Genomic DNA, 24,380 nt, shown 5'->3' with positions numbered 1-24,380 from the left:
GCATCAGCCGCGGCTACTCGTCTTGCCGGCGGTATTTGGGGTCGTGGGCCCGGTGTTGGGGTGGTTTTCGCCAGGTTCCGGTGGGGTCGATCCAGTGGGGGGCTTTGACTTCGGGCATGCCCAGGACCATGCGGATGTGCCACCCGGAGGTGTCGATGTTGTGGTGGTGATACCAGCACAGCAGCACCCCGTTGCTCACGTTGGTGGGGCCGCCGTTTTGCCACGGCTGCACGTGGTGGACTTCGGTCCATTGCGGTGGGCAGGTGCAGCCGGGGATGATGCAGCCGCCGTCTCGGGCGGTGATCGCCCTGCGTTGCAGCGGCGTGAAGCACCGGACCTTATCGCCGAGGGCGAGGACGGCGCCGGTGCCGCCGAAGAAGATCGGCCGGAAGCCGCCGTTGTCGACCATCTGGTTGATCGTCTTCATCGAGATCGGCCCCTCGACGCCGTCGATCCAACCGACCCCGACCCCGTTGATCAGGTCGGTTGCGTTCACGTGCACCATCACCGTCGGCGGCATCCCGCCCATGGTCGGGGTGCGAGGGTCTTGGGCGACCTGGACCAGGATGCCGCGGAGAATATCGGCGCGTTTCTGGCCGCCGTCGCGCTCGTCGAGGATCTCGCCGGGCACGAGTTCGCCGGCCTCGATACGCTGCTGCTCCTCCGCGGACGGGAACGCGGGAGCGCTGCGCGCGGACTGGAACGTGTTGAACAGGGTCTGCATGATGCCCTTGAGCTCCGGGGTCACCCCGCCGCGCAGCGGGTGCAGGCCTTGGCTGAGCTTGCCGAATGAGAACGTGGATTTGGCCTCGAGGATCTCCGCGGTGGGCGCGGCCCCGTCCGGGTTCAACACCGCCTGCCACGTCGCCGCCATCTCCCGAATCCGGTCCGCCGGGAACGTGAACCCCGCCGACGCACCCAGACGCCGGACCGGCCCCGTGCAGACTTGTCCGGCGCCGGCGCCGGCGCCGGTGTCGGCGTCATCGGCATCGGTGGCGGTGGCGGTGGCGCTGTCGCCGGGTCCGGGGGTGCGGGCGAACACGGACCCGGTCGCGGACTCCACCAGCTCGGCTTCACCGCCGTCCACCAGCGACTGGTCCGCGTCGAAGCGGCCGTGCACCTTGTAGTCGGCCAGGCCCTTCACGATGTTCTCCGCCGCATCAAGACCGATCTCCCCGGCCGCCAAGGCTGCGGCCACGAACGGGAACTCGGGCTCGAGGACCGTGCCGCCCAGCATCCGCGGGGCGACCTTCTCGCCCAGGGACACGCGTCGTTTCATCTCCGGCACCGACGTGCCGGTCAGCCCGATCAGCAGATCATTCTGGTGCGACGCCCCCAACCGCCAGGCCAACGACTCCGTGCCCAGCCCGCTGCGGGACCGGTAACCCACCACGGTCGCGGTGGCCACCCGGGCGGCATCCACCGGCCGGCCGGTGCGCTCGACCATCTGCGTCAACGCGACCACCTCAGGGTCGCTCAGGGCGTTCACGTCAATGGAGTCCATCACCGCCATCACCATCCGCGCCGCATCATCCAGGGCCTGGAGCTTCTGACCGAACGCACCGGTGTGCGCGCGCTGCACCCCTGGCAGCTCGGCCGGATCCCGCCACTCGGGCCGCGGCTTAGACGGACCCCGACCGGCCCGGCTCGAGCCCGTCGCGGGGCCGGCCGCAGGGCCGGCGGCGGCGGCGGTCTTCGTGTCGGAAGTGCCGCTCAGACTGGCGGCATCCGCGGCCGGGAGGGGATCCGGACCGGACAGGCCGGTGTTCCAGTCGTGCAGGTTCGACCAGGTGGGAGTCATTCCCGTCGGTGCGGTGGAGCCACTATCCAGCTCGTCGTCCATACCCCCATTCTCTCACAAATCGGACTTATATGCGAGGAAATGTCAACAAGAACTTGAGCAAACATCGAACACAGTTCTGAGTCAAAGCGGACGGGCAGCGAGGGTCCCGACAGGCTCGACCGACGGAATGGGCACGTTGTCGAGGATGGCAAACGGACGAGCGACCTGCCGCCCGAGGAGATAGAGGGTTGTCGGGATCGGCTAGGCGGCGCCTCCGGCGACTCCGGTGGCCTCGAGCACGGCGCGGGCCAGGGTGTGGAAGTGCACGTTGAAGCCGAGCACGGCCGGGGTGGCCTGCGGGTCGACGCCGAGGTCTGCGACGTCGAGGGCGTGCAGCACGAACTGGTAGCGGTGCGTGCCCGTTCCGCGCGGCGGCGCGGCGCCGATGAAGGTGGGCTGGCGGATCTCGTTGGGCATGACGACGGCACCGGCGGGCAGCAGCACCGAGTTCGCGACTCCGGCACCGGTGGGCAGGCTGTCGACGTCGGCGGGGATGTTGAAAACCGCCCAGTGCCAATACCCGGAACCGGTCGGGGCATCCGGGTCGAACACAGTGAGTGCGAAGCTCTGGGTCTCGGCCGGGAAGCCGCTCCAGTGCAGGTCGGGCGAGACATCCTGACCGCCGGCGCCGACGCCGTACTGGGCGGCGGCCAGCGGGCCACCGTCGGTCATCACCGAGCTGGTCAGGTTGAACTGGGGCACCTCGCCGAAACGGGCGAAGGGATCGATCGTGGTCATGCACACTCCAAGGATCTGGTGGCGGTCTGGTTGGCTCAGCCTACGTGGGCCGCCTCGCGCCCCTCGCCGCCGCCTAAAATGTGGGGGTGGCCATTCCGAAGATCCTGCTCTACTACGTCTTCACTCCGCTCAGCGACCCCGAAGCCATCCGCCTGTGGCAGCGCGACCTCTGCGAGTCGTTGGGCCTGCGCGGCCGCATCCTGATCTCGAAGGACGGCCTGAACGGCACCGTGGGCGGCGACCTGCCCGCCCTCAAGCGCTACGTACGCAAGACCCGTCAGTACGCACCGTTCGCGGAGATCGACTTCAAGTGGAGTGAGGGAACCGGCCTCGACGAGTCCGGGGCGAGCCTGGACTTCCCTCGGCTGGTGGTGAAGGTGCGCGACGAGATCGTGAGCTTCGGCTCGCCAGAGGCCCTCACCGTGGATGCCGGCGGCGTCGTGGGCGGCGGCACCCGCCTGGCCCCGGCCGAACTGCACGCCCTCGTGGCCGAACGCGGCGACGACGTGGTGTTCTTCGACGGCCGCAACGCCTTCGAAGCCGAGATCGGCAGGTTCCGGGGTGCCGTGGTGCCGGATGTGGCGAACACCCGCGAGTTCGCGGCCGAGCTCGACAGCGGCAAGTACGACCACCTCAAGGGCCAGCCTGTGGTGACGTATTGCACCGGCGGCATCCGCTGCGAGGTGCTGTCGTCACTGATGAAGGACCGTGGCTTCGGCGATGTCTACCAACTCGAGGGCGGCATCGTGCGCTACGGCGAGGTCTACGGCGACGACGGGCTCTGGGACGGCTCGCTCTACGTGTTCGACCAGCGAATGTCGGTGGATTTCAGCGGCCACGCCACCGTTCTCGGCCACTGCCAGGTCTGCGGCGCGGGCACCAAGAACATGCTCAACTGCCGGGACCTGTCCTGCCGGGAGCAGCTGGTGGCCTGCCCGGACTGCGTGGCCGTGGCCGCCCCGGCCTGCGCGGCGCACGCGGCCTGAGCAAATCAGCCCGGCCACGCATCCGCTTGCTCGCAAAAAGTAGTTGCTTGCGCACTTACCTAGCGTGTGCAATTATTTATGACGCGCCTGCAACTACCAGCGCGTGGCCTCGACAGGCTCGACCAACGGCCCGCGCACCTCCGCACCCTTGAAGGAATTTCCGCATGCCCATTGGATTGATCGCACTCGCCCTCGGCGGCTTCGGGATCGGCCTGACCGAGTTCGTCATCGCCGGCCTGCTGCCCGAGGTTGCCGCCGACTTCGCCGTGACCGAGGCCGCCGCCGGCTGGCTCATCTCCGGCTACGCCCTCAGCGTCGCCGTCGGCGCCATCCTGCTCACCGCCGCGGTGACCCGGCTGCCCCGCAAACACGTTCTGGTGGGACTGATGGTGCTCTTCATCATCGGCAACCTGATCTCGGCACTCGCCCCGAGCTACTCGATCATGCTGCTCGGCCGCATCATCGCCGCTCTCTGCCACGGCGCCTTCTTCGGCATCGGCGCCGTCGTCGCCGCCAGCCTGGTGCCGCCGAGCAAGAAGTCCGGCGCCATCGCCATCATGTTCACCGGCCTCACCCTCGCCAACGTTCTCGGCGTGCCGTTCGGCACCTTCATCGGCCAGAGCTTCGGCTGGCGGGCCACCTTCTGGGCGATCACCGTGATCGGCGTGCTCGCCCTGGCTGGCATCGTGGCCCTCGTGCCCCGCGCCACCGACGACACCGCGCACGTCAGCAACCTGCGCGGCGAACTCCGCGCCTTTCGGTCTAGCCAGGTCTGGCTCTCCCTGGTGGTGACGGTGCTCGGCTTCGGCGGCATGTTCGGCGCCTTCACCTACATCGCCTACACGCTCACCGAGGTGAGCGGCTTCTCCAGCGCGGCCGTTCCGTGGCTGCTCGTGGTCTTCGGCGCCGGCCTGTTCGTGGGCAACATCCTCGGCGGCAAGGCCGCCGACCGGCGGCTCGATCCCACCCTGGTGGTGCTGTTGATCGGACTCACGGTGGTGATGGCGCTCTTCGCCCTCACCGCAGCGAACCCCGTCGCCACCGTGATTGCCCTCGTGCTGATGGGCGGCTTCGGCTTCGGAACGGTTCCCGGGCTGCAGACCCGCATCATGCTCTACGCCGACACCGCTCCGACCCTGGCCTCCAGCGCCAACATCGCCGCGTTCAACGTGGGCAACGCCATCGGCGCCTGGATCGGCGGCATCACCATCAGCGTGGGCCTGGGCTACACCTCACCGCTCTGGGCCGGCGCCGCGATCACCGCGGCCGCCGCGATCGTGATGATAGTCGCCGCCACCCGCCGCAACGTCCTGGTGCCGGCGGATGCCCCGGCGAGCGCACGTCCGCTCGTCACGGCCGACGTTCCCGTCGCCTGATCCGGCTCACACCCCGGGCACTGGCATAGTGACGCGCTTGGGTGCTGGAGAGCGCCAGCAGAATCAGGATGTCGATGGTAACGCTAACCAGCGAGGTGCGCAGGGTGATCTGGGCACCGTTGAGCGCGTAGTCGGCGAAGGAGAGCAGGATGCTCACCGAGGCGAATGACATCGCCACCACCCGGGCCCGGTTGTGACCGGTGAACACCAGCACGGCCAGGCCCAGGTAGAGCAGGAGGTAGAGCCCGTAGGCCGCGAGCAGCCAGCCCAGCACAGCCCACCCGGTGCCCGCCGGGCAGCGTCCAGCCGTCCGGGCAGCGCCAGAAGCGCACCCCGGGCGAGACGCGCCGGCGTCCGGAGGGCACCGCCGGGGTCTCTGGCATGGCGCCATGGTAGTTCGGCGTCGGCGTCGGCGTCAGCGGCGGCGGCGGTCACCGGATCAATGCTTGGATGGCAGGGTGACCTACGACGTCGAATCGATCCGCGCCCATTTCCCCGCCCTCTCGGCCGGAACCGTGCACTTCGACAGCCCTGGCGGCACGCAGACCCCGCTCGGCGTCGGACAGGCCATCCTCGACACCCTCACCGGCCCGCTGTCGATCCGCGGCCGCCGCAGCCTCTCGGAGCGGAACGCCGACGACGCCGTCACGGGATTCCGTTCGGCAATGGCCGACCTGCTCGGCGCCGACCCGCACGGCATCGTCTACGGACGCAGCGCCACCCAGCTCACCTACGACTTCTCCCGCCACCTCTCGCGCGACTGGGCGCCCGGCGACGAGATCGTGGTGTCCAGGCTCGACCACGACGCCAACATCCGCCCCTGGCTGCAGGCCGCCGACCGCGCCGGCGCCACCGTGGTCTGGGTGGACTTCGACCCGGAGACCGGTGAACTGCCCGCGTCCGCGGTGGCCGCGGTGCTCACCGCCCGCACCCGCCTCGTGGCGGTGACCGCCGCCTCCAACCTGATCGGCACGCGGCCGCCGATCGCCGAGATCGCCGCGGTGGTGCACGAGGCCGGGGCGCTGCTCTTCGTCGACGGCGTGCACTACGTGCCGCACACTTTCGTGGACCTCGCCGTGCTCGGCGCGGACTTCTTCGTCTGCTCGCCATACAAGTTCTTCGGCCCGCACTGCGGAGTGCTCGCGGCGGACCCGGCGCTGCTGGCCGGTATCCACCCCGACAAGCTGCTGCCATCGACGGATGTGGTGCCGGAGCGTTTCGAACTCGGCACCCTGCCGTACGAGACCCTGGCCGGGGTGAGCGCCGCCGTCGACTTCCTCGCGGGGCTCGGCGAGCTGGCCACCGGGGTGGCGGCGCGGCCGAGCATCAGCCGCCGGGCGCTGCTGCGCTCCTCGCTGAAACTGGCCGAGGCCCACGAGGATTCCCTCCGCGACCGGCTGGAGTCCGGGCTGGCCGCCCTGCCCGGCGTTACGGTGTATTCCCGGGCCGTCGAGCGCACCCCCACGGTGTTGGTGGGCTTCGCGGGCCGGAGTGCCGCCGACGCCACCGAGTTCCTGTTCGAGCGTGGGATCCTCGCGCCCTCCGGCTCGTTCTACGCGTTGGAGGCCTCCAGGCACTTGGGCCTGGGCGAGGCCGGCGCGCTGCGCATCGGCCTGGCCCCGTACAGCACCCCCGGCGAGATCGATGTGCTGCTGGCGGCGATCACGGATTTTGTGCTCCGCTGACCGCATTCGGCCAAGGTTGACTCACCCGCGCCCGGAAAACCCAGGCGGACCGGCTCGTTTTCCCCATAGGCTGGGCATCGAGCGATAGAGGGGACTCGGATGCCAATCGGCGCTGTCATCGAATTCACCAGCATCACCAAGAAGTTCGGCCAGGTCACGGCGGTCAATGACCTGTCCTTCACCGTCGAGCCCGGCCGGGTCACCGGTTTCCTCGGCCCGAATGGCGCCGGTAAGACCACCACGCTGCGGATGCTGCTGGGCCTCGTCGCCCCCACATCGGGCACCGCCACCTTCGGGGGCCTGCGCTACCGTGACCTGCCCCGACCGCTGCACACCGTCGGGGCGGCGCTGGAAGCCGCCAGCTTCCACCCGGGTCGTACCGCAGCCCATCACCTGGGCGTGTACACCATCGCCGCCGGGATCCCCCGCACCAGGGTCGCCGAGGTGCTGCACACGGTGGGCCTGGCCGAACACGCCGGTCAGCGGGTCGGCGGGTACTCGCTGGGTATGCGCCAGCGACTGGGCCTGGCTTACTCGCTGCTGGGAGACCCCGGCGTGCTGGTGCTCGACGAACCGATCAACGGCCTCGATCCAGAAGGCATCAAATGGATCCGCGGCTTCCTCAGCAGCATGGCCGCAGAGGGACGCACCGTGCTGGTCAGCTCCCACCTGCTCAGCGAGGTGCAGCAGAGTGTCGACGACGTGATCATCATCGCCAAGGGTGAACTGGTGCACTCGGGCCCGCTGTCCAGCCTCGACACCAACATCGCGCCGCAGGTCATCGTGGACTCCCCGGACCGGGACGCCCTCATCGCGGCCCTCACCGAGGCCGGCCTGCCCTTTACCTCCGGCCGCACCGGCCTGATCGTCGCGGTGCCGGACCCCGGCCGGGTGGGGCACATAGCTTTCGCCGCGGGCGTGGAACTGAACGCACTGCACCGGCAGAAGGCGGGCCTGGAAGAATCCTTCCTCGCCCTCGTCGAAGGAGGCGACTCGCTGTGAACCTGATCCTGCGCCCCGTGGCCGCCGAATTCAGCAAGATCCTGACCACCCGGATGTGGTGGATCCTTGCGCTGGTGCTCTTCGGCTATATCACCCTGCTGGCCGGCGGCCTCGCCGCCCTGTTCGGCGGCCTGGACAGCGGCGCCATCACCCCCGACGCCATGAACGCCGGCGGCGGCGGTGCCGACCTGACCAGCCTGGGCAGCGTGCCCCTGTTGATTTACAGCTTCGCCTCCTCGGTGGGGTATGTCTTCCCGGTGCTGCTGGGCGCCCTGGCCACCACGGGCGAGTTCCGGCACCAGACCCTCACCCCCACCTTCCTCGCCACCCCGAAGCGCGGCCGGGTGCTTGGCGCCAAGACCATCGCCCTGTTCGTGGTGGGTGCGGCGCTGGGCGTGGTCGGCCTGGCCGCATCCGTCGGTGTCGGCGCGCTGGTTCTCGGTGGCTTCGGCGTGGACCCGCTGCTCGCCGACGGCGAAACCTGGGCCCTGATCGGCCGTACAGTGCTCGCCATGGCGCTCTGGGCCGTGATCGGTGTTGGCCTGGGCGTGCTCGTGCCGAGCCAGGTCGCGTCGATCGTGATCGTGCTCGCGTTCACCCAGTTCGTCGAGCCACTGCTGCGCTTCGCCGCGACGTTCACCGAGGTGACCGCCGACATCGGCAAGTTCCTGCCGGGCGCCGCCTCTGACGCCCTGGTGGGGGAGAGCTTCTACGCCTTGACCAGCCCGGGCATGGCCGTGCTCACCAGCTGGCAGGGCGGCCTGGTGCTGTTGGCCTACGGGCTGGCCGCCACCGTAGGCGGCTACTTCATCAGCTGGAAGCGCGACGTCACCTAAGGGCGCTTCGGGCAGAAAGGCCCGGTGCCGGACCGGATCCGGCACATCCGGCGGGTCTAGGGTGAAGGCATGCCTGCTACCGAATTCCGCGCGATCGTCGTCACCCGCACCGAGGACGAGTCGGGCACCCGCACCCAGTCCTCGGCCCTGACCACGCTCGGTGACGCTGCGCTGATGGACGGCGATGTCACCGTGGCGGTGGAATTCTCCAGCATCAACTACAAGGACGGCCTGGCCCTGATGGGCAAGCCCGGCGTGGCCAGGGTCTGGCCGCTGATCGCGGGCATCGACCTGGTCGGCACCGTCGAGTCCAGTAACGACCCACGCTGGGCGGCCGGCGACCACGTCATCCTCAACGGCGCCGGGATCGGCGAAAGCCACCACGGCGGCCTCGCCGAACGCGCCCGCGTCTCCGGCGGCTCCCTGGTGCGCCTGCCGAAGGCCGTGAGTGCCCAGCGCGCCGCAGCCATCGGCACGGCCGGCTTCACGGCCATGCTCGCGGTGCTCGCCCTCGAACGCGGTGGCGTGACCCCCGACTCCGGAGATGTCCTCGTGACCGGCGCCGCCGGCGGCGTCGGGTCGATCGCCATCGCGCTGCTCGCGGCGCGCGGCTACCACGTGGTCGCCTCCACCGGCCGCGGGAACGAGCTCGGGGACTACCTGCGCGGTCTCGGCGCCGCCGAGATCCTCGACCGGCACACCCTCGACGAGGCCGGCAAGCCCCTGCAGACCCAGCGCTGGGCCGGCGCGATCGACTCCGTCGGCAGCTTCACCCTCGCCAACATCCTCGCCCAGACCAACCAGGGCGGGGTGGTGGCCGCCTGCGGGCTGGCCCAGGGTGCCGACCTGCCGACCACCGTGATGCCGTTCATCCTGCGCGCCGTCACCCTGGCCGGCATCAATTCGGTCGAGGCTCCCCTCCCCCTTCGCGAGGAGGCCTGGGCGCACCTCTCGACCGACCTCGACCTCGAGCTGCTTGACAGCCTGACCTCGGTCATCACCCTCGAGCAGTCGTTCGCGGCCGCCGAAGACATCCTGGCCGGCCGGGTCCACGGCCGCACCGTCGTCGACGTGTTGCGCTGACGCCTGCTGACACCTGCCGCGACGGTAAACGCCCGGCTAGGCTGACGGAATGGCCATCATCGCATCCGTTTTCATCGCTCTCGCAGCGGTGCTGCACGTCTACATCTTTCTGATGGAGAGTGCCTGGTGGACCCGGCCGAAGATCTGGCGGCGCTTCGGCCTGGCCAGCCAGACCGAGGCGGAGACCACCCGAGTCCTGGCCTACAACCAGGGTTTCTACAATCTCTTTCTGGCGGTGGGCGCCGTCCTCGGGCTGTTCCTGTACTTCGGCGGCCCCGAGCAGGCCGGCGCGGCCCTGATCCTGTTCAGCTCGGCGTCGATGTTCGTCGCCGCCATCGTTCTCACCACCTCGGGGCCGGGCAGGGTCAGGTCTGCCCTCACGCAGGGTACGCTGCCGCTGATCGGATTCATCCTCTTCCTGTCCGCCTAGGTTCCCGACCGGGCCGGACCGTGCCGAAAGGACCGTTGTGACCCACGTCATCCTCTTTCACCACGCGCAGGGCCTCACCGACGGGGTGGCAGATTTCGCCCAGCGCCTGCGGGACGCCGGCCACGACGTGGTCGTGCCCGACCTCTACGACGGGCTCACCTTCGACACCCTCGACGCCGGTGTCGCGCACGCCGAGAAGACCGGCGTGTACACCATCATCGAGCGTGGCGAACGGGCAGCGGATGCGATGCCCGCGGACACTGTCTACGCCGGCTTCTCGCTCGGCTCCCTGCCGGCCCAGAAGCTCGCCCAGACCCGCCCAGGTGCTCTCGGCGCGATCCTGTACCACGGCGGGGTTCCGGCCGCCATGTTCGGTTCGGACTGGCCCGCCACGGCAGCGCTGCAACTGCACGTGACCGCGGAGGACGACTGGGTCGAGTTGCTCGAAGTCGAGGAACTCGCCGAGGATGCCGGTGCGGCCGAGTTGTACATCTACCCAGGCTCCGCCCACCTGGTCGCCGACCCCAGCCTGAACGAATATGACGAGGAAATCGCCGAGCTCATCCTGGCGCGAACTATCGAGTTCCTCGACCGCCTCGCCTGAGTATGGCCGCGAGAGCGGGCACTCGGTTGCTTCCGCCGGCTGTGGCAGCCACAAGACCGCTTTCGCGAGTAGTGGCACGATGGGGGGATGACCTCTGACCCGCCATCCGTGGCCCAAACCGTGGGTGCCCGGCTGCGTGAGCTGCGCCTGCAGAGCGGCCGCACCCAGGCCCAGCTCTCCGCGACCACCGGAATCTCCGAGAGCACCCTCTCCCGCCTGGAGTCAGGGCAGCGCAAGCCCACCCTGGAACTGCTGCTCGCTCTCTCGAGCGCCCATGACGTGACCATCGACGACCTGGTGCACACTCCCGCCACCGACGACCCGCGGCTGGATCAACGCCCGTTCACCCGCCACGGCCGCACCTTCGTGCCGCTGAGCCGCACCGCCGGCGGCCTGCAGGCGTTCAAGGTGACCATCCCCGGGCGCACCGGCGACGAGCAACTCGAGCAGCGCCGCCACGAGGGATTCGACTGGTTCTACGTGCTGAGCGGTCGCCTGCGCCTGATGCTGGGCGACCACGACATGATCCTCGGCGTGGGCGAGGTCGCGGAGTTCGACACTCGGGTGCCGCACGCCTTCGGCAGCGCGGGGCCGGAGCCTACGGAGATCCTGAGCCTGTTCGGCCAGACGGGCGAGCGCATCCACGTGCGGGCCAGCACCATTCGCTGACCCCTCTCGACCCGGGCGACCTAGGCGGTGGCCTCCGGCGACTCGACCGGCTCATCCACCGGCTCGGCGGCCGGCTCAGCGGTCACCTCAACGTCGCTCTCGGCGACAGGGGCCACCTTGGCGCGAGACGTGCGCTTGGGCTTGACCGCAACGGCGGGTTCGGCGGCCTCGACCACTTCGGCCGGTTCGACGACCGTGACGGGCTTGGCTGTCCCGACCCGTCGGGCGGGCTTGACCGGAGCGGCCGGCTCAATCGTCTCGGCGGTCTCGGCCGGTTCGACGGTTCCGACGGCCTTGCCGGGCCTGGCCCGCCGGGCCGGCTTCACCGGCGCAGCAGCGTCCACGGGATGACTCGTCTCGACGGGCTTGACGGCCTTGGGGGTTCGCACCCGTTTGACCGGCTTGACCGGCTTGGCCGGCTCGTCGAGCTCCGGCACGTCCCGCGCGTCGGTGGCCTCGAGCTTGAGCGAGGCGATGAGGTCGGGTGCGTGGTTGGTCGACAGGATCACCCGGGCGAAGTCGTCGCCGATCAGGTCGATCACGACGGCCTGGCGCCGGCGCTTGATGGCCAGGAAGTCCTTGCCGCCGTGGAACTTCCACACACCGACGGCCAGGACCAGCGGCACGAGGGCGCCAGGGGCGCGGATGCCGCGCACCCAAATCCACGGATCATCCGTGATCGTCACCGATCGGATGTTCTCACGCTGGATCACCACGTCTTCTCGGCGGAACGCCAGCGTCTTTTCCGCGGCCGTCAGGTGAATCTCCAGCCGATCGGGATGTACGCGCAAGGAAGCCATTCCCCCAGTCTGCCGGGTCCGGTTGGAAAACCTCCTGTCGCTACCTCACAAAGACGTAACGCCGCCGCGCTGGAGTGCCCCTAGACGAGCCGCATCTGTTGCCCGTGCGGACAATTGCGCCCGGTGCGCCGGGCGCAATTGTCCGATTCGGCAACAGTCAGCGGGTGGCTCCCGATTCAGGCTGCCGGACGCGCCTCGGCGGCCGCCTTGGCCGCGGCCGGCAGTGCCTCGAGAATCTTGCCGATCGAGTCGCCGTCGTGCGCGGCGGAGACGAACCAGGCCTCGAACACCGACGGCGGCAGGGAGATGCCGCTTTCGAGCATGGAGTGGAAGAACGGCCCGTACCGGTAGGTTTCTTGGCGCTGCACCTCGGCGTAGCTGCGCGGCGGCGTGATCGCGGCTTCCTGACCGAAGACGAAGCTGAACAGGTTACCCGCGTGCTGAACGCTGTGCGCGACTCCCTCGGCGAAGAGCGCACCGGAGACGGCCTCGGAGAGCAGCTGGGCGGTCTCGTTCAGTCGCTCGTACACGTGGCCGTCGGCCGCGGTGAGGGTGGCGATGCCGGCGGCCACGGCCACCGGGTTGCCCGAGAGCGTTCCGGCCTGGTAAACCGGCCCGGCCGGGGCGAGGAAATCCATCACGTCGGCCCGGCCACCGAGCGCGGCGACCGGCAGGCCGCCGCCGATGACCTTGCCGTAGGTGAACAGGTCCGGCGTGTAGCTCTCGCCGTCCTCGGCCTGCAACGCCCAGTAGCCGCCCGGGTGCACCCTGAAGCCGGTGAGGACCTCGTCGACGATGAGCAGCGCGCCGTATTCGTGGGCGAGGTCGCAGAGGGCCGCGTTGAAGCCGGCATCCGGGGCGACGACGCCCATGTTCGCGGCGGCGGCCTCGGTGATCACCGCGGCGATCTGACCGGGGTACGCCTCGAACGCGGCGCGCACGGCGCCCAGGTCGTTGTACGGCAGCACCAGGGTCTGCGCCGCGGTGGCCGCGGTGACGCCGGCCGAGCCGGGCAGCGCGAGGGTGGCCAGGCCGGAGCCGGCCTCGGCCAGCAGACCGTCGGAGTGGCCGTGGTAGTGGCCGGCGAACTTGATCAGCAGGTCACGCTGGGTGAAGCCGCGGGCCAGGCGGATGGCCGTCATGGTGGCCTCGGTTCCGGTGGAGACCAGGCGCAGCTTCTCGATCGCGCCGACCCGGCTCTTGATCAGCTCGGCCAGCACGGTCTCGCCAGGGGTGGAGGCCCCGAAGGAGAGCCCGAGTGCGGCGGCCTCCTGCACGGCGCCGACGACGGCGGGATGCGCGTGTCCGAGGATCGCCGGACCCCAGGAGCTGACCAGGTCGACATACTCCCGGCCGTCGGAGTCGGTGACGTAGGCGCCGGCCGCCTTCACCAGGAACAGCGGGGTGCCGCCGACCGAGCGGAAGGCGCGCACCGGCGAGTTGACACCGCCCGGGATGGAGAGCTGGGCGCGGGCGAAGAGTTCGTCGTTGTGGGTGGTGTGCGTCATCGGGCATCCGTTTCGGTGAGCCAGGCGGCGAGTTCGACTGCCCAGTAGGTGAGAATGGCGTCGGCGCCGGCCCGGCGGATGCTGAGCACCGACTCCTCGATGGCACGGCGGCGGTCGATCCAACCCTGCGCGGCGGCGGCCTCGATCATGGCGTATTCGCCGGAGACCTGGTACGCCCAGACCGGGACCTCGCTCATCGCGGCGACCTCGGCGAGCACGTCGAGGTAGCTGCCTGCTGGCTTGACCATGACGACGTCGGCGCCCTCATCGATGTCGATGCGGGCCTCGCGCACGCCCTCGCGGCGGTTGGCGGGGTCGAGCTGATAGGTCCGGCGGTCGCCGACGAGGGTGGACTGCACGGCCTCGCGGAACGGGCCGTAGTAGGCGGAGGCGTACTTGGCCGAGTAGGCCAGCACGGCGGTGTCGGCGTAGCCGGCGGTGTCGAGGGTGGCGCGCACGGAGGCAACCTGGCCGTCCATCATGCCGGACAGGCCCAGCAGCGCCGAGCCGGCCTCGGCCTGCGCCAGCGCCATGTCGTTGTAGCGCAGCAGCGTGGCGTCGTTGTCGACGGAACCGTCGGCGGCGAGCACACCGCAGTGGCCGTGGTCGGTGAATTCGTCCAGGCACAGGTCGGTCTGCACCACCAGGGCATCGCCCACCTCGGCGACCACGGCGCGGGTGGCGACGTTGAGGATGCCGTCTGGATCGGTGGCGCCGGTGCCGGTGGCATCGCGCACGGCGGGGACTCCGAAGAGCATCACTCCCCCGATGCCGGCCGCGGCGGCCTCGGCCACGGCGCGGCGGGCGCCGTCGACGCTGTGCTGCACGATGCCCGGCATCGACGAGATCGGGGTGGACTCGTTGCCCTCACGCACGAAGAGCGGCAGAACGAGCTCGGCGGGGTGGACACGGGTTTCGCTGGCCAGGCGGCGGAGTGCGGGGGTGCTGCGCAGTCGTCGCGGGCGGATGACGGGGTTTATCACCCGACCAGCCTAGGCCTCCAGCCTGAGTGCGCGGGCCTGGGGAGGGCGGGCCAGGGAGTGTGGCCAAGGGGCGTGGCCAGCAGGGTGCGGAAACGGCGCGGCCCGATCCGTGAGGGATCGAGCCGCGCCGTGGGCCGAGCGGGGTGCGTGCTTAGACGCGCGGGGTGGTGACGAGCTCGGGCTCATCCGCCGGGTGCACCGGGTGCGTGCGCTCGAGCGATGCGCCTTCCACGTCGACGTTGGGCAGGATGCGGTCCAGCCACTTCGGCAGCCACCAGGCCGCGTCACCCAGCAGGTGCATCACGGCCGGGATGATGAGCAACCGCACCACGAAGGCGTCCAGGAGCACGCCGATGGCGAGCCCGAAGCCGATCGACTGGATCATCACCGAGTTCGAGAACACGAAACCGGAGAAGACCGAGGCCATGATCAGCGCCGCGGCGATGACCACCGTGCGGCCGGCGTGGAAACCGCGCTGCACGGCCATCCGGGCCGGTGCGCCGTGGGCGTACGCTTCGCGCATGCCGCTGACCAGGAACAGCTGGTAGTCCATCGCCAGGCCGAACAGCACGCCGACAACCAGGATGGGCAGGAAGCTCAGGATGGGCCCCGGGTCATGGATGCCGAACAGCGCTCCGAGCCAGCCCCACTGGAAGACCGCCGTGATCGCGCCGAACGAGGCGAACAACGACAATACGAAGCCGAGGGTCGCGGTGATCGGCACCAGGATCGAGCGGAACACGAAGATCAGGATGATCAACGAGAGTCCGACGACCACGAGCAGGTACAGCGGCAGAGCGTCGGCGAGTTTCTCGCTGACGTCGATGTTGCCGGATGCGTTGCCGGCGACGCCGAGGGAACTGACCCCGTCGATGTCGAGGCCTCGCAGGTCGCGCACCAGCTGCTCGGTGGACTCGCTGTTCGGCCCATCCGCGGGGATGACCTGGAAGGCGAGCAGCAGGTCGTCGTCCGACGCACCGATCGGTGCGACCGCGACGACGTCGTTCTCCGCCTTCAGCGCGGTTCCGATGCGCACCTGTTCGGCGATGAGCTCGTCGTCGGTGATGGCCGTCTCGAGGTCGGCGACCACGAGCAGCGGGCCGTTGACGCCGGCGCCGAACTTGTCGTCGACGAGCTTGTAGGCCCGGTACGCACTCGAGTCCAGCGGCTCGGACGAGCCGGCGGGGAGCCCCAGGCGCATGGACAGCGCGGGGATTGCCACGATCAGCAGCACGGCGATGCCCGCGATCACGGTCACGACGGCGCGCAGGGTGTTCATCGGCTTGATCGGCGCCGAGACCTTGGCGGAGGGGGTGCCGATGTGCGCGCGTGCCTTCTTGGTGAGGATCTTCTCGCCGACCAGGCCCAGCAGCGCCGGCGTCAGGGTGATCGCGACGAGGATCGCCACGAAGACACAGACGGCGCCGACGGTGCCCATCAGGCCCAGGAACGGGATGCCGGTGAGGTTGAGGGCGAGCAGGGCGATGAGCACGGTGGCGCCGGCGAACACCACGGCGTTGCCGGAGGTGCCGTTCGCCAGTCCGATCGACTCCTGCAGCTCTACCCCTCTGCGCAACTGGGTGCGATGCCGGTTGAGGATGAAGAGCGAGTAGTCGATGCCGACCGCGAGCCCGAGCATGACGCCCAGGACCGGGGTGACGGAGAGCATCTCGACGCTGCCGGACAGGGCGAGCGACGCGAGCACGCCGACACCGACGCCGATGAGCGCGTTCACCAGCGGAAGACCCGCACCGATCAGTGTGCCGAGCATGACGAACAGCACGACGGCCGCGATGATCACGCCGCCGATCTCGCCCGGGCCGAGGATCTCGGGAATGCTGGCGGCGATCTCGTTGGACACCTCGGCGACGACGCCGTCGATCTGGGCGTTCTCCATCTCTTCGACAACCGCCTCCTTCGACTCGGCGGGAACCTGGTTGAGCGACGTGTCGAACTGCAGACTCGCGACCGCGGTCGTCTCATCGTCCGATACCTGGCGGATGCCCGCGGCCAGGTCGAGCAGGTCGGAGCCCTGTTCCAGGGTGGTGCTCTGCGTCTCCAGGGCGGTGCGGCCCGCGTCGAGAGTGGCCTGCTGCTCGGCGATGGCCGCCGCGCCGGCGTCAAGCTGGCCCTGCTGCTCATCCAGCGCCGGCTGGGCGGCGGCGAGTTGTCCGGCCGCCTCCGCCTGGCTGCGGGCGACGTCGAGCTGTGCCTGACCGGCAGCGAGCTGGGCGGTGGCCGCGTCGATCTGCGCCTGCCCGGCATCGATCTGGGTCGTTCCGTCGACGATCTGCTGGCGGCCGTCGATGATCTGCTGCGCCTGGCCGTCGATCTGCGCCTGCGTGTCGAAGGGGTTGGTACTCGACGTCACGTTGTCGAGCTCGACGGTGTCGGCGAGCAGCTCGCCGATCGCCGTTTTCTGCTCGGCCGTGAACGCCGTGTCGTCGGTGGTGGTGAAGACGACGGAGCCCCGACCACCGCTGGCGGCGGGGAACTTCTCGGCGAGCTCGTCGCTCACCTTCTGGGTGGCGGTGCCGGGGATGCTCACCGCCGAGGTGAGAGTGCCACCGAAGAGGGCGAAGGCGCCGCCGGCGAGGCCGAGAATGACCACCCACGCGACGATGACCAGCCAGGCCCGATGGGCGGAGAACCGACCGAGTCGGTAGAGAAGGGATGCCATAATCCTCAGGTTCTTTCGTGTTTGCCTAGTGACGGGAGGGGAACTCGCATCGCGTCATCGGGAAGAGAGTGGGTACAGAAGTTCGAGGAGGGTGTGGGTCAGCTGGACGCCGAGTAGCCCATTCGGATGGTGGCGATGAGGCGGTTGAGCAGGTCGTCCCACACCGTCCGGGAGGACTCGTCGAGCGTGGCGCCCGTCGTGGCGATCCAGTGCACCGACACGACCGCGACGCCGTTCATCACCGTGCTGACCAGGATCGCCACCTCGAACGCGTCGATGGCGGTGCTGCGATCGGCGATCTCGGCGGAGAGCTGCTCGGTGGCGCGGGTGAAGACGTCGGTGAGAGCGTGCTGGGAGCGGCCGTTCTCGCCATCCGCGGCGAGGACGCCCCAGAGGTAGGCGACCACGGTGGGCAGGTCGACGGCACGAAGGGCCGTGGTGATCTCGTCGAAGAGAGCCACTCGACTGCCATCGCCCGCGGGCGTCGCCCGCGTTGCCGCCCGGAAGTCGTCGACGGTGACGCCGAGCAACCGGGTGCAGGTCGTCATGATCACGTCGTCGAGCGAGGTGAAGTGATTGAATACCGTGCGCCGGGAGACGTCGGCACGGTCGGCGAGTTCGTTGACACTGAATTGAGGCTTGCCCCGTTCGCGGATCAGCGCGTCGGCGGCATCCAGGATCGCCCGACGATGCCGTGCCTTGATGTCGGCACGCCGATCGGGGGCGATGAGGGGCGGAATCACACACTTACACTAAGTGCAACGACGCACAAAGTGCAATGCACTCCCAGCTGTTCTACAGGTCCCGGGGAGCGAGACCCACGAGAGCCTCGATGAGGGACTCGGCGCTGCGCTCGTCGGCGATCACGTCCACGCGCAGACCGATGGCCGCCGCATCCTTCGCCGTGCGCGGGCCGATACAAGCGACCAGGGTGGTCCGGGGAATCGGGCCGAGCTGATCCTGCACCTGCTGCGCGACGCTCCCGCTGGTGACCAGGACCGCGTGCACCCGTCCTGCCTTGATGTCGGCGACGACCCGGTCGGAGACCGGCACCCCGACGGTGCGGTAGGCCACGACGGACTCGACCTCGTGACCGATGCGGCGCAGGCCCTCGGTGAGCAGCGGTTTGGCGATCTCGGACCGCAGGGTGAGGATGCGAAGCGGGATGACGCCGTGGGTGGCGGCTTCCCAGTCGGCGAGCAGGCCCTTGGCCGAGTTGTCCTCGGACGGGACGATGTCGACGTGATAGCCCGCGGCCACGAGCGCGGCGGCGGTGGTCTCGCCGACCGCGGCGATGCGGGTGCCCGGCGCCACGACGGCCCGGTGGGAGGAGAGCACATCGACGGTGGTGGCGCTGGTGACGGTCATCCAGTCGAAGTCGCCGGCGGCGAGTTTGGCCAGGGCCGTGTCGAGGGACGCGGCGTCGTCGGTGGGCGCGAAGTTGATCATCGGAGCGACGATCGGCATGGCGCCGCGCGAGCGCAGGTTCGCGGCCACCTGGTCACCCCAGGGCCCGCCGCGGGGCACGAGGACCCGCCAGCCGGCCAACGGCTTGTCCGGATTGTGCCGCACGGCGCTCACAGGGTCACCGACAGCGGGGCGATCTCGGCGGCCCCGCCGGCCAGAAGCTCTCGGGCGGCGCGCTCGGCGACGTCGAGGGCGGCATCCTGCAGGTCGACAGCGGAGTGCGACTCGGGGGTCGCCGCGTGCGATGCGGTGATCCGGCGGGTGCCATCCGGGCTGTACACGGTGGCGGTGAGGAACAGCAGGCCGTCGTCGAGCACAGCGGTGGCCCCGATCGGGGCCGCGCAGCCGGCCTCGAGCCGGGCGAGCACGTGGCGCTCGGCCGTCACTGTGGCCTGGGTGGTGGCGTGGTTGAGCACGGCGAGAGCCTTGGTGAGCAGGCGGTCCGGCTTACCCTGGCGCACCTCGATGGCGAGGGCGCCCTGCCCCGGCGCGGTGGGCCAGTCGGAGAGTTCCAGGTAGTCGGTGGCCATGTTCTCCAGCAGGCCCAGGCGGCCCAGCCCCGCCGCGGCGAGCACCACGGCGTGCAGCTTCTCGTCGGCGACGAGCGCGAGCCGGGTGCCGACGTTGCCGCGGATGTCGACGACCTCCAGGTCTGGACGCTGGGCGCGCAGCTGCGCGGCTCGGCGCGGAGACCCGGTACCGACCGTGGCACCCTCGGGCAGGGTGGCCAGGGTGTAGCCGTCCCTGGCGCAGAGTACGTCCCTGGCATCAGCGCGCTTGGGCGTGGCGCCGATGACGAGGCCCGGGTACTCCTCGGTGGGCAGGTCCTTGAACGAGTGCACGACAACGTCGCACTCGTCGTTCAGCAGGGCCTCGCGAAGGGCGCTGGCGAAGACGCCGGTGCCGCCCAGGCTGGAGAGCGATTCACGGGACACGTCGCCGTGCGTGGTGATCGGAATGATCTCCACCTCGCCGCCAGTCGCGGCCTGGATGCGGTTGGCGACGGCCGTGGTCTGGGCCATGGCCAGGGCGCTGCCCCGGGTGCCGACGCGGATGATGCTCACGGCGCTACACCGGCGACGGCCGGCTTGAAACCGAGGCGCACGTTCTCGCAGCAGCCCGGCCGGCAGATGTCGTACCAGGGGCCGAGGTCGGTCAGGGCTGGACGGCCCTCAACGGGCACGTCGTTGAGACGTTCCTCGACGAGGTCGATCAAGCCGCTCACGTAGACCGGGTCAGCGCCGGGGGTGGGCACCCGCACCGAGAACAGGCCGTGTTCCTTCGCCGTTTCGGTGGCCTCGTTGTCGAGGTCCCACATGACCTCCATGTGGTCGCTGACGAAGCCGAGCGGCACGATGACGACGGCGCGGATGCCGCGCGCCGGCAGCAGCGCGATGGCGTCGTTGATGTCGGGCTCGAGCCACGGCATGCTGGGCGGGCCGCTGCGGGACTGGTAGACCAGCTGCCACGGGGACTCGAGGCCCTGCATGACCACGTCGGCGACGGCCAGGTGCTGGGCGGCGTATGCGCCACCCTCCCCGAAGCCGCGCTCGGCGGGCCCGCTCTTGGCGGCATCCGTGGACGGGATCGAGTGGGTGCTGAACAGCACCTCGACCTCGGTGCTGAGGTTGATGCCGGGGTTCGCGGCTTCGACGTCGGCCAGGCCCTGGCGCACGCCGGTGATGAACGGGGTGACGAAGCCGGGGTGGTCGAAGAACTGGCGGATCTTGTCGATCTGCACGGTGCCGGTCAGTCCGGTGGTGTCCAGCGCCTGGGCGAAGTCCTCCCGGTACTGGCGGCAGCCGGAGTAGGAGCTGTACGCGCTGGTGGCGATGGCGAGCAGGCGGTCCTGGCCGTTGGCGTGCGCCTCGGCGATGGTGTCCGGCAGGTAGGGCGCCCAGTTGCGGTTGCCCCAGATCACCGGCAGGTTGATGCCGCGACGGTCCAATTCGGCCTGCAGGGCGGCGCGCAGCACGCGGTTCTGCTGGTTGATCGGGCTGATGCCGCCGAAGTGGCGGTAGTGCACCGCGACCTCTTCGAGGCGTTCCTCCGGAATGCCGCGGCCACGGGTGACATTGCGCAGGAACGGGATCACGTCGTCCTGGCCCTCTGGACCGCCGAAGCCGGCGAGCAGGATGGCGTCGTAGTTCGTCATTACTGCAAGACCTCCACAAGCTCGGCGGTCGAGATGCGCCGTCCGGTGTAGAACGGCACCTCCTCGCGCACATGACGACGGGCCTCCGTGGCGCGGAGCTCCCGCATCAGGTCGACAAGCTCGGTGAGCTCGTCGGACTCGATCGGCAGCAGCCACTCGTAGTCGCCCAGCGCGAACGACGACACTGTGTTGGCGATGGCGCCGCGGAACGCGGCACCCTTGCGGCCGTGGTCAGCGAGCATCTTGCTGCGCTCGGCCTCGGGCAGCAGATACCACTCGAAGCTGCGCACGAAGGGGTAGACGGTGAGCCAGGCCTTGGGCTCGACGCCGCGCAGGAAGCCGGGCACGTGGCTCTTGTTGAACTCGGCGTCGCGGTGCACACCCATGGCGTTCCAGGTGGGCAGCAGGCTCTTGAGCAGGCGGCTGCGGCGCAGCTCCCGGTTGGCCCACTGCAAGGTCTGAGCCTCATCAGCATGGGTCCAGAGCATCGCGTCGGCATCGGCGCGGAGGCCGGAGACGTCGTAGATCCCGCGCAGGGTCACGCCCTCGGCCTCGACCAGGGCGATGATGTCGTCGAGTTCGTCGACGAACCGCGGCACGTCGCGACCGTCGAGGTCGTCGGGGTTGGCCGGGTCCTTGCGCAGCACCGTGAAGAGGGTGAATCCGGAGGGCGAGGCCTCGGTGGGTTCAGCCTCTGATGAGGTGTGTGTAGCGGGGGTGGGCGTGGTCATGTCTACTGCCTCTCCGGCAGCCGGGTGAGTCATGTGTACTAGTCTCCACCGCTTTGCCCGGAGAGCCAAAAGTAGACCCGCCCACCCGCGCGCTCAGCGGCGGTCGAGGACCGTTTTCACGCCCCACCACACGATTGTTCCCGCTGCCGCGGCAGCACCCAGGGCGACGCCGGCCAGGGCGAGAGGGTTGTCATCGCCGAGCCTGTGCAACCCGAGGGTGAAGCGCCGGGTATTGATCTTGATCTGCTTGGGCACATTGAGCTTGTACTCGATGGCGTCCAGCGTGCCGGCGAGCGCGGCACGCGCCCGGTCGGCTTCGGAGCGCAACTCGGCGGTGCTTCGGTGTTCCGGCGTGGTCTCCGGGCTCTTGTCAGTGCTCATACTCGCCAACTCCCTTGAATGCGTCGACGTCCTTCTGGATGCTCGCGGTCACGCCATCCGGGTCGTGGCGGGTGCCCTTTTTGACCCGGTTGAGCCCGATCAGGGCCAGGATCACCGCGATCAGGAGCAGCGCGACGGCCACGATGAGGGCGGCCAGCCAAAGCGGCAGCACGAGGTCGAGAGCGATCACGGCCAGGGCGATGAACACGATGATCGCGAAGAAGCCGAACACCGCGGCACCGATGAACAGGCCCAGGCCGATGCCGACGTTCTTGGCCTTGCCGGAGATGTCGGCCTTGAAGGCGTCGATCTCGGCTTTGACCAGATCAACGATCTGACCGGGAAGCTCGCTGAGGAGCGTGAACAGTGACTGCTTGCTCTTGGGGTTGTACCCGCTGTTGCTCACTGGCATCCTTCCTTGGACTGTCGTCTGTGAGATTACTGCGCGGCCGAGGTGTCGTCGGCGGCCTTCGCGGAATCAGCCGCGGAGGTGGCAGAATCCGCCGCCGCCTTGGCCGATTTCGTGGCGGATGCGGCGGCCTTCGTGGCCGCGGTGGCGGCGCCGGACGTGCCGGTGGCCGGGGCGCCCTTGGTCTTGTCGGTCTTGTTCGACACTGCAGAAGCGACCTTCTTGCCCGCTTCGTAGAGTGCGCCGGGAACGTCGCCGACACGCTCGAGGGCGAAGTCCTTGACCTCGTTCACGCGCCTCTGCACGGGCGGCCGGTTCCACAGGTCCGAGGCGGCCGACGCGATCTGGTCGTAGCGCTGACGTCCGGCGCGTGCACCCAGCACATAGCCCACGAGGCCACCCGTGATGAAAAGAAGCTTTCCCCGCATTGTGACTCCATTCCTATACGTTCATGAGTTGCCAGCGTAGCCCCCCAGCCCGGGGAGGCACATGTGTACGGCACCTAAAAGACTCCTGATCAGAGGTCTAGCACTGCCCGCCTGACCCGGATACCCGCCGCGAGGGCGTCGGGTATCACCGAGGCCAGGCCGGTGCCGGAGAGCCAGCCACCGGTCACGTCGAGGCCGGGCGTGGTCTCGACGACCTCCCGCACCCGGCGGATGCGTTCGGGCGCGCCGATCGTGGCCGGCGAGAGGCCGTCGGCCCACAGCGTGCGGGCGAAACCGGCCACCTGACTGTTGGCGAGGTCCACCCCGAGGATCGCGGCGGCGTCCTGCACGGCGAGCTGCTGCAGCTGGTCGTCGCTGAGGCCGAGGGTCGGCACCGGGGCGCCGGCGCGTCCGTAGGAGAGCCGCACGATGTGCCGGCCGGGCGGCGTGAGGGCATCCACCCAGGCCCACTTGGCGGTGACGTGGGTGATCGCCTTGGCGGTGACGCCAGGGGTCCCCTCCGCCACGAGCGCGCCGGTGCCGCGCGGATGCGCGTCCAGCACCGGGGCGTCGAGCACCAGTGTGGCGAGCTCCACGGCGGCCGGTTCCGGCCAGTCCAGGGCGGCGAGAGCAGCGAATTCGGCGCCAAGCGGGGCCAGCAGGGCCAGGGCGGCTGCCGCCGGCACGGCGAGGATGACCTGCCGGGCTTCGAGGGTGCCCGGCTCGGCGTCGGCCGCGGCCTCGGCATCCGCCGTCGGGGCAAGCCGGACGGCCCACGTGCGGGTGGTCGTCACGGTGCCGTCGGCGCCGGTTTCTTCGGTGTCAACGGGCGTGAGGCCGGTCGCGGCGGTGCTCGTGCGGATCTCGACGTCGTAGGTGTCGAGATCGGTGACGAGGGCGGCGACGAGGCGGTGCATGCCGCCGTTCAGCCCGCGGACGGCGGAACCGGCCGGTGCGGCGGTGCGGAGAGCCGTGACGGCGCCGGAGAGCGACCCGGCCGTGGTGAGGGCGCGGTTGAGGCCAGGGGCCACGACGTCGACCTCGAGGTCGGCGGCCGCGGTGGCGTAGACGCCGCCGGCGACCGGGTTGACCAGGCGTTCGAGCACCTTGGTGCCCATCCGTTTGCCGACGAGCTCACCGAGGCTCTGCTCACGGCCGATCTTGAGCACCGGCATCAGCCTGTCGGCGTAGGCGCGCAGGGCGCCGGACCAGCCGATCGCGCGGCGCACGTCCTCGGCCAGCGGTGAGCCCGGAATGCCGAGCACGCCGGCCTTGGGCAGCGGCACCGACATCGGGGCTCCGCCGGGCCGGTGCGGCGGCAGGTGCAGCCAGGCCCCGGCCGGGTTCGGTTCGATGATCTCGGCGGTGAGGCCGAGGTCGGCGATGAAGGCCGCCACGGTGTTGCCGCGCACGGCGAAGCTCTCCGCACCGGCATCGAGCCGGAGGCCGGCGACCTCGTGGCCGGCCACGGCTCCGCCCGGCGCGTCTGCGGTCTCCAGCACGACAACGCTGAGCCCGAGGTGGGCGCACTCGCGGGCGGCCACCAGACCGGCGACACCTCCGCCGATGACCAGAACGTCCTTCAT

25 protein-coding genes are annotated in these 24,380 nt (G+C 69.7%); 9 read left to right on the top strand and 16 right to left on the bottom strand.

What is annotated here, in order from left to right:
* Positions 1-13: 13 nt before the first annotated feature.
* Both B7495_RS00605 and B7495_RS00600 read right to left on the bottom strand, forming a co-directional pair.
* Positions 14-1,843 (bottom strand): HNH endonuclease signature motif containing protein, encoded by a 1,830-nt coding sequence (locus tag B7495_RS00605; RefSeq protein WP_151199499.1) that lies wholly within the window; start codon positions 1,841-1,843, stop codon positions 14-16.
* 201 nt (positions 1,844-2,044) lie between these two features.
* A complete protein-coding gene (locus tag B7495_RS00600; protein ID WP_088454879.1) occupies positions 2,045-2,581 on the bottom strand; it encodes a YbhB/YbcL family Raf kinase inhibitor-like protein in 537 nt (178 codons plus the stop codon).
* A gap of 86 nt (positions 2,582-2,667) precedes the next feature.
* Here B7495_RS00600 and B7495_RS00595 point away from each other — a divergent pair, with 86 nt between their 5' ends.
* Both B7495_RS00595 and B7495_RS00590 read left to right on the top strand, forming a co-directional pair.
* Positions 2,668-3,567 carry a rhodanese-related sulfurtransferase gene (locus B7495_RS00595; RefSeq protein WP_088454878.1) on the top strand — a complete coding sequence of 300 codons (900 nt, stop codon included), beginning with the start codon at positions 2,668-2,670 and terminating at the stop codon, positions 3,565-3,567.
* 164 nt (positions 3,568-3,731) lie between these two features.
* Positions 3,732-4,943: an MFS transporter gene (locus B7495_RS00590; RefSeq protein WP_088454877.1), complete on the top strand. Its 1,212-nt coding sequence runs from the start codon at positions 3,732-3,734 to the stop codon at positions 4,941-4,943.
* Here the strand turns inward: B7495_RS00590 and B7495_RS00585 are convergent.
* Positions 4,918-5,217 (bottom strand): hypothetical protein, encoded by a 300-nt coding sequence (locus tag B7495_RS00585; RefSeq protein ID WP_088454876.1) that lies wholly within the window; start codon positions 5,215-5,217, stop codon positions 4,918-4,920. The two genes, B7495_RS00590 and B7495_RS00585, sit on opposite strands and share 26 nt — an antisense overlap.
* Positions 5,218-5,401: 184 nt before the next feature.
* On the opposite strand from B7495_RS00585, the gene B7495_RS00580 reads away from it, so the two are divergent.
* The 7 genes from B7495_RS00580 (at position 5,402) to B7495_RS00550 (ending at position 11,252) form a co-directional block, all read left to right on the top strand.
* Positions 5,402-6,628 (top strand): cysteine desulfurase-like protein, encoded by a 1,227-nt coding sequence (locus B7495_RS00580; protein ID WP_088454875.1) that lies wholly within the window; start codon positions 5,402-5,404, stop codon positions 6,626-6,628.
* A gap of 99 nt (positions 6,629-6,727) precedes the next feature.
* Complete coding sequence (locus B7495_RS00575; protein WP_088454874.1) at positions 6,728-7,630, top strand: ATP-binding cassette domain-containing protein; 903 nt, start codon at positions 6,728-6,730, stop codon at positions 7,628-7,630.
* Entirely contained in the window at positions 7,627-8,466 is an 840-nt protein-coding gene (locus B7495_RS00570; protein WP_240632326.1) for an ABC transporter permease, read from the top strand. Before B7495_RS00575 ends, B7495_RS00570 begins: the two co-directional genes overlap by 4 nt.
* Before the next feature lie 69 nt (positions 8,467-8,535).
* On the top strand, positions 8,536-9,549 hold the full coding sequence (locus B7495_RS00565; RefSeq protein WP_088454873.1) for an MDR family oxidoreductase: 1,014 nt from the start codon (positions 8,536-8,538) through the stop codon (positions 9,547-9,549).
* Positions 9,550-9,598: 49 nt separating this feature from the next.
* Positions 9,599-9,979, top strand: coding sequence for a DUF1304 domain-containing protein (locus tag B7495_RS00560; RefSeq protein WP_088454872.1), 381 nt, complete (start codon positions 9,599-9,601; stop codon positions 9,977-9,979).
* 37 nt (positions 9,980-10,016) lie between these two features.
* A complete protein-coding gene (locus B7495_RS00555; RefSeq protein ID WP_088454871.1) occupies positions 10,017-10,583 on the top strand; it encodes a dienelactone hydrolase family protein in 567 nt (188 codons plus the stop codon).
* A gap of 87 nt (positions 10,584-10,670) precedes the next feature.
* On the top strand, positions 10,671-11,252 hold the full coding sequence (locus B7495_RS00550; protein WP_088454870.1) for a helix-turn-helix domain-containing protein: 582 nt from the start codon (positions 10,671-10,673) through the stop codon (positions 11,250-11,252).
* A gap of 20 nt (positions 11,253-11,272) precedes the next feature.
* On the opposite strand, the gene B7495_RS19215 is transcribed toward B7495_RS00550, so the two are convergent.
* The 13 genes from B7495_RS19215 to hemG all read right to left on the bottom strand — a co-directional run bounded on the left by B7495_RS19215 (position 11,273) and on the right by hemG (position 24,380).
* A complete protein-coding gene (locus B7495_RS19215) occupies positions 11,273-12,052 on the bottom strand; it encodes a hypothetical protein (protein ID WP_174776207.1) in 780 nt (259 codons plus the stop codon).
* A gap of 176 nt (positions 12,053-12,228) precedes the next feature.
* Positions 12,229-13,560, bottom strand: a complete 1,332-nt coding sequence (gene hemL, locus B7495_RS00540; protein ID WP_088454869.1) for a glutamate-1-semialdehyde 2,1-aminomutase — start codon at positions 13,558-13,560, stop codon at positions 12,229-12,231.
* Positions 13,557-14,540, bottom strand: coding sequence for a porphobilinogen synthase (gene hemB, locus B7495_RS00535; RefSeq protein WP_370028290.1), 984 nt, complete (start codon positions 14,538-14,540; stop codon positions 13,557-13,559). Before hemB ends, hemL begins: the two co-directional genes overlap by 4 nt.
* A gap of 154 nt (positions 14,541-14,694) precedes the next feature.
* Positions 14,695-17,223, bottom strand: coding sequence for an MMPL family transporter (locus tag B7495_RS00530; RefSeq protein ID WP_088454867.1), 2,529 nt, complete (start codon positions 17,221-17,223; stop codon positions 14,695-14,697).
* Positions 17,224-17,321: 98 nt separating this feature from the next.
* A complete protein-coding gene (locus B7495_RS00525) occupies positions 17,322-17,966 on the bottom strand; it encodes a TetR/AcrR family transcriptional regulator (protein WP_088454866.1) in 645 nt (214 codons plus the stop codon).
* 52 nt (positions 17,967-18,018) lie between these two features.
* Entirely contained in the window at positions 18,019-18,795 is a 777-nt protein-coding gene (locus B7495_RS00520) for a uroporphyrinogen-III synthase (RefSeq protein ID WP_240632325.1), read from the bottom strand.
* 5 nt (positions 18,796-18,800) lie between these two features.
* Positions 18,801-19,712 carry a hydroxymethylbilane synthase gene (gene hemC / locus B7495_RS00515; RefSeq protein ID WP_240632527.1) on the bottom strand — a complete coding sequence of 304 codons (912 nt, stop codon included), beginning with the start codon at positions 19,710-19,712 and terminating at the stop codon, positions 18,801-18,803.
* 38 nt (positions 19,713-19,750) lie between these two features.
* Positions 19,751-20,845 carry a ferrochelatase gene (locus tag B7495_RS00510; protein WP_088454863.1) on the bottom strand — a complete coding sequence of 365 codons (1,095 nt, stop codon included), beginning with the start codon at positions 20,843-20,845 and terminating at the stop codon, positions 19,751-19,753.
* On the bottom strand, positions 20,845-21,576 hold the full coding sequence (hemQ, locus tag B7495_RS00505) for a hydrogen peroxide-dependent heme synthase (protein WP_088454862.1): 732 nt from the start codon (positions 21,574-21,576) through the stop codon (positions 20,845-20,847). Before hemQ ends, B7495_RS00510 begins: the two co-directional genes overlap by 1 nt.
* Positions 21,577-21,669: 93 nt before the next feature.
* A complete protein-coding gene (locus B7495_RS00500) occupies positions 21,670-21,957 on the bottom strand; it encodes a DUF3618 domain-containing protein (RefSeq protein ID WP_088454861.1) in 288 nt (95 codons plus the stop codon).
* Positions 21,947-22,363, bottom strand: coding sequence for a phage holin family protein (locus tag B7495_RS00495; protein WP_165787928.1), 417 nt, complete (start codon positions 22,361-22,363; stop codon positions 21,947-21,949). Before B7495_RS00495 ends, B7495_RS00500 begins: the two co-directional genes overlap by 11 nt.
* Before the next feature lie 32 nt (positions 22,364-22,395).
* Positions 22,396-22,794 carry a hypothetical protein gene (locus B7495_RS00490; RefSeq protein ID WP_088454859.1) on the bottom strand — a complete coding sequence of 133 codons (399 nt, stop codon included), beginning with the start codon at positions 22,792-22,794 and terminating at the stop codon, positions 22,396-22,398.
* 89 nt (positions 22,795-22,883) lie between these two features.
* A complete protein-coding gene (gene hemG, locus B7495_RS00485; RefSeq protein ID WP_088454858.1) occupies positions 22,884-24,380 on the bottom strand; it encodes a protoporphyrinogen oxidase in 1,497 nt (498 codons plus the stop codon).

The organism is Cryobacterium sp. LW097, from assembly GCF_002205495.2.
Classification (GTDB): Bacteria; Actinomycetota; Actinomycetes; order Actinomycetales; family Microbacteriaceae; genus Cryobacterium; species Cryobacterium zongtaii.
This window is presented reverse-complemented; position numbering and strand designations above follow the sequence as displayed.

Bases quoted from the DNA above. Each gene is read 5' to 3' on its own strand.
- B7495_RS00575 (WP_088454874.1), top strand. From the start codon at position 6,728: ATGCCAATCGGCGCTGTCATCGAATTCACCAGCATCACCAAGAAGTTC.
- B7495_RS00550 (WP_088454870.1), top strand. From the start codon at position 10,671: ATGACCTCTGACCCGCCATCCGTGGCCCAAACCGTGGGTGCCCGGCTG.
- B7495_RS00605 (WP_151199499.1), bottom strand. From the start codon at position 1,843: ATGGACGACGAGCTGGATAGTGGCTCCACCGCACCGACGGGAATGACT.
- hemG (WP_088454858.1), bottom strand. From the start codon at position 24,380: ATGAAGGACGTTCTGGTCATCGGCGGAGGTGTCGCCGGTCTGGTGGCC.
- B7495_RS00590 (WP_088454877.1), top strand. From the start codon at position 3,732: ATGCCCATTGGATTGATCGCACTCGCCCTCGGCGGCTTCGGGATCGGC.
- B7495_RS00490 (WP_088454859.1), bottom strand. From the start codon at position 22,794: ATGCGGGGAAAGCTTCTTTTCATCACGGGTGGCCTCGTGGGCTATGTG.
- B7495_RS00500 (WP_088454861.1), bottom strand. From the start codon at position 21,957: ATGAGCACTGACAAGAGCCCGGAGACCACGCCGGAACACCGAAGCACC.
- B7495_RS00510 (WP_088454863.1), bottom strand. From the start codon at position 20,845: ATGACGAACTACGACGCCATCCTGCTCGCCGGCTTCGGCGGTCCAGAG.
- hemC (WP_240632527.1), bottom strand. From the start codon at position 19,712: ATGGCCCAGACCACGGCCGTCGCCAACCGCATCCAGGCCGCGACTGGC.
- B7495_RS00600 (WP_088454879.1), bottom strand. From the start codon at position 2,581: ATGACCACGATCGATCCCTTCGCCCGTTTCGGCGAGGTGCCCCAGTTC.
- B7495_RS00560 (WP_088454872.1), top strand. From the start codon at position 9,599: ATGGCCATCATCGCATCCGTTTTCATCGCTCTCGCAGCGGTGCTGCAC.
- hemQ (WP_088454862.1), bottom strand. From the start codon at position 21,576: ATGACCACGCCCACCCCCGCTACACACACCTCATCAGAGGCTGAACCC.
- B7495_RS00565 (WP_088454873.1), top strand. From the start codon at position 8,536: ATGCCTGCTACCGAATTCCGCGCGATCGTCGTCACCCGCACCGAGGAC.
- B7495_RS19215 (WP_174776207.1), bottom strand. From the start codon at position 12,052: ATGGCTTCCTTGCGCGTACATCCCGATCGGCTGGAGATTCACCTGACG.
- hemL (WP_088454869.1), bottom strand. From the start codon at position 13,560: ATGACGCACACCACCCACAACGACGAACTCTTCGCCCGCGCCCAGCTC.
- B7495_RS00530 (WP_088454867.1), bottom strand. From the start codon at position 17,223: ATGGCATCCCTTCTCTACCGACTCGGTCGGTTCTCCGCCCATCGGGCC.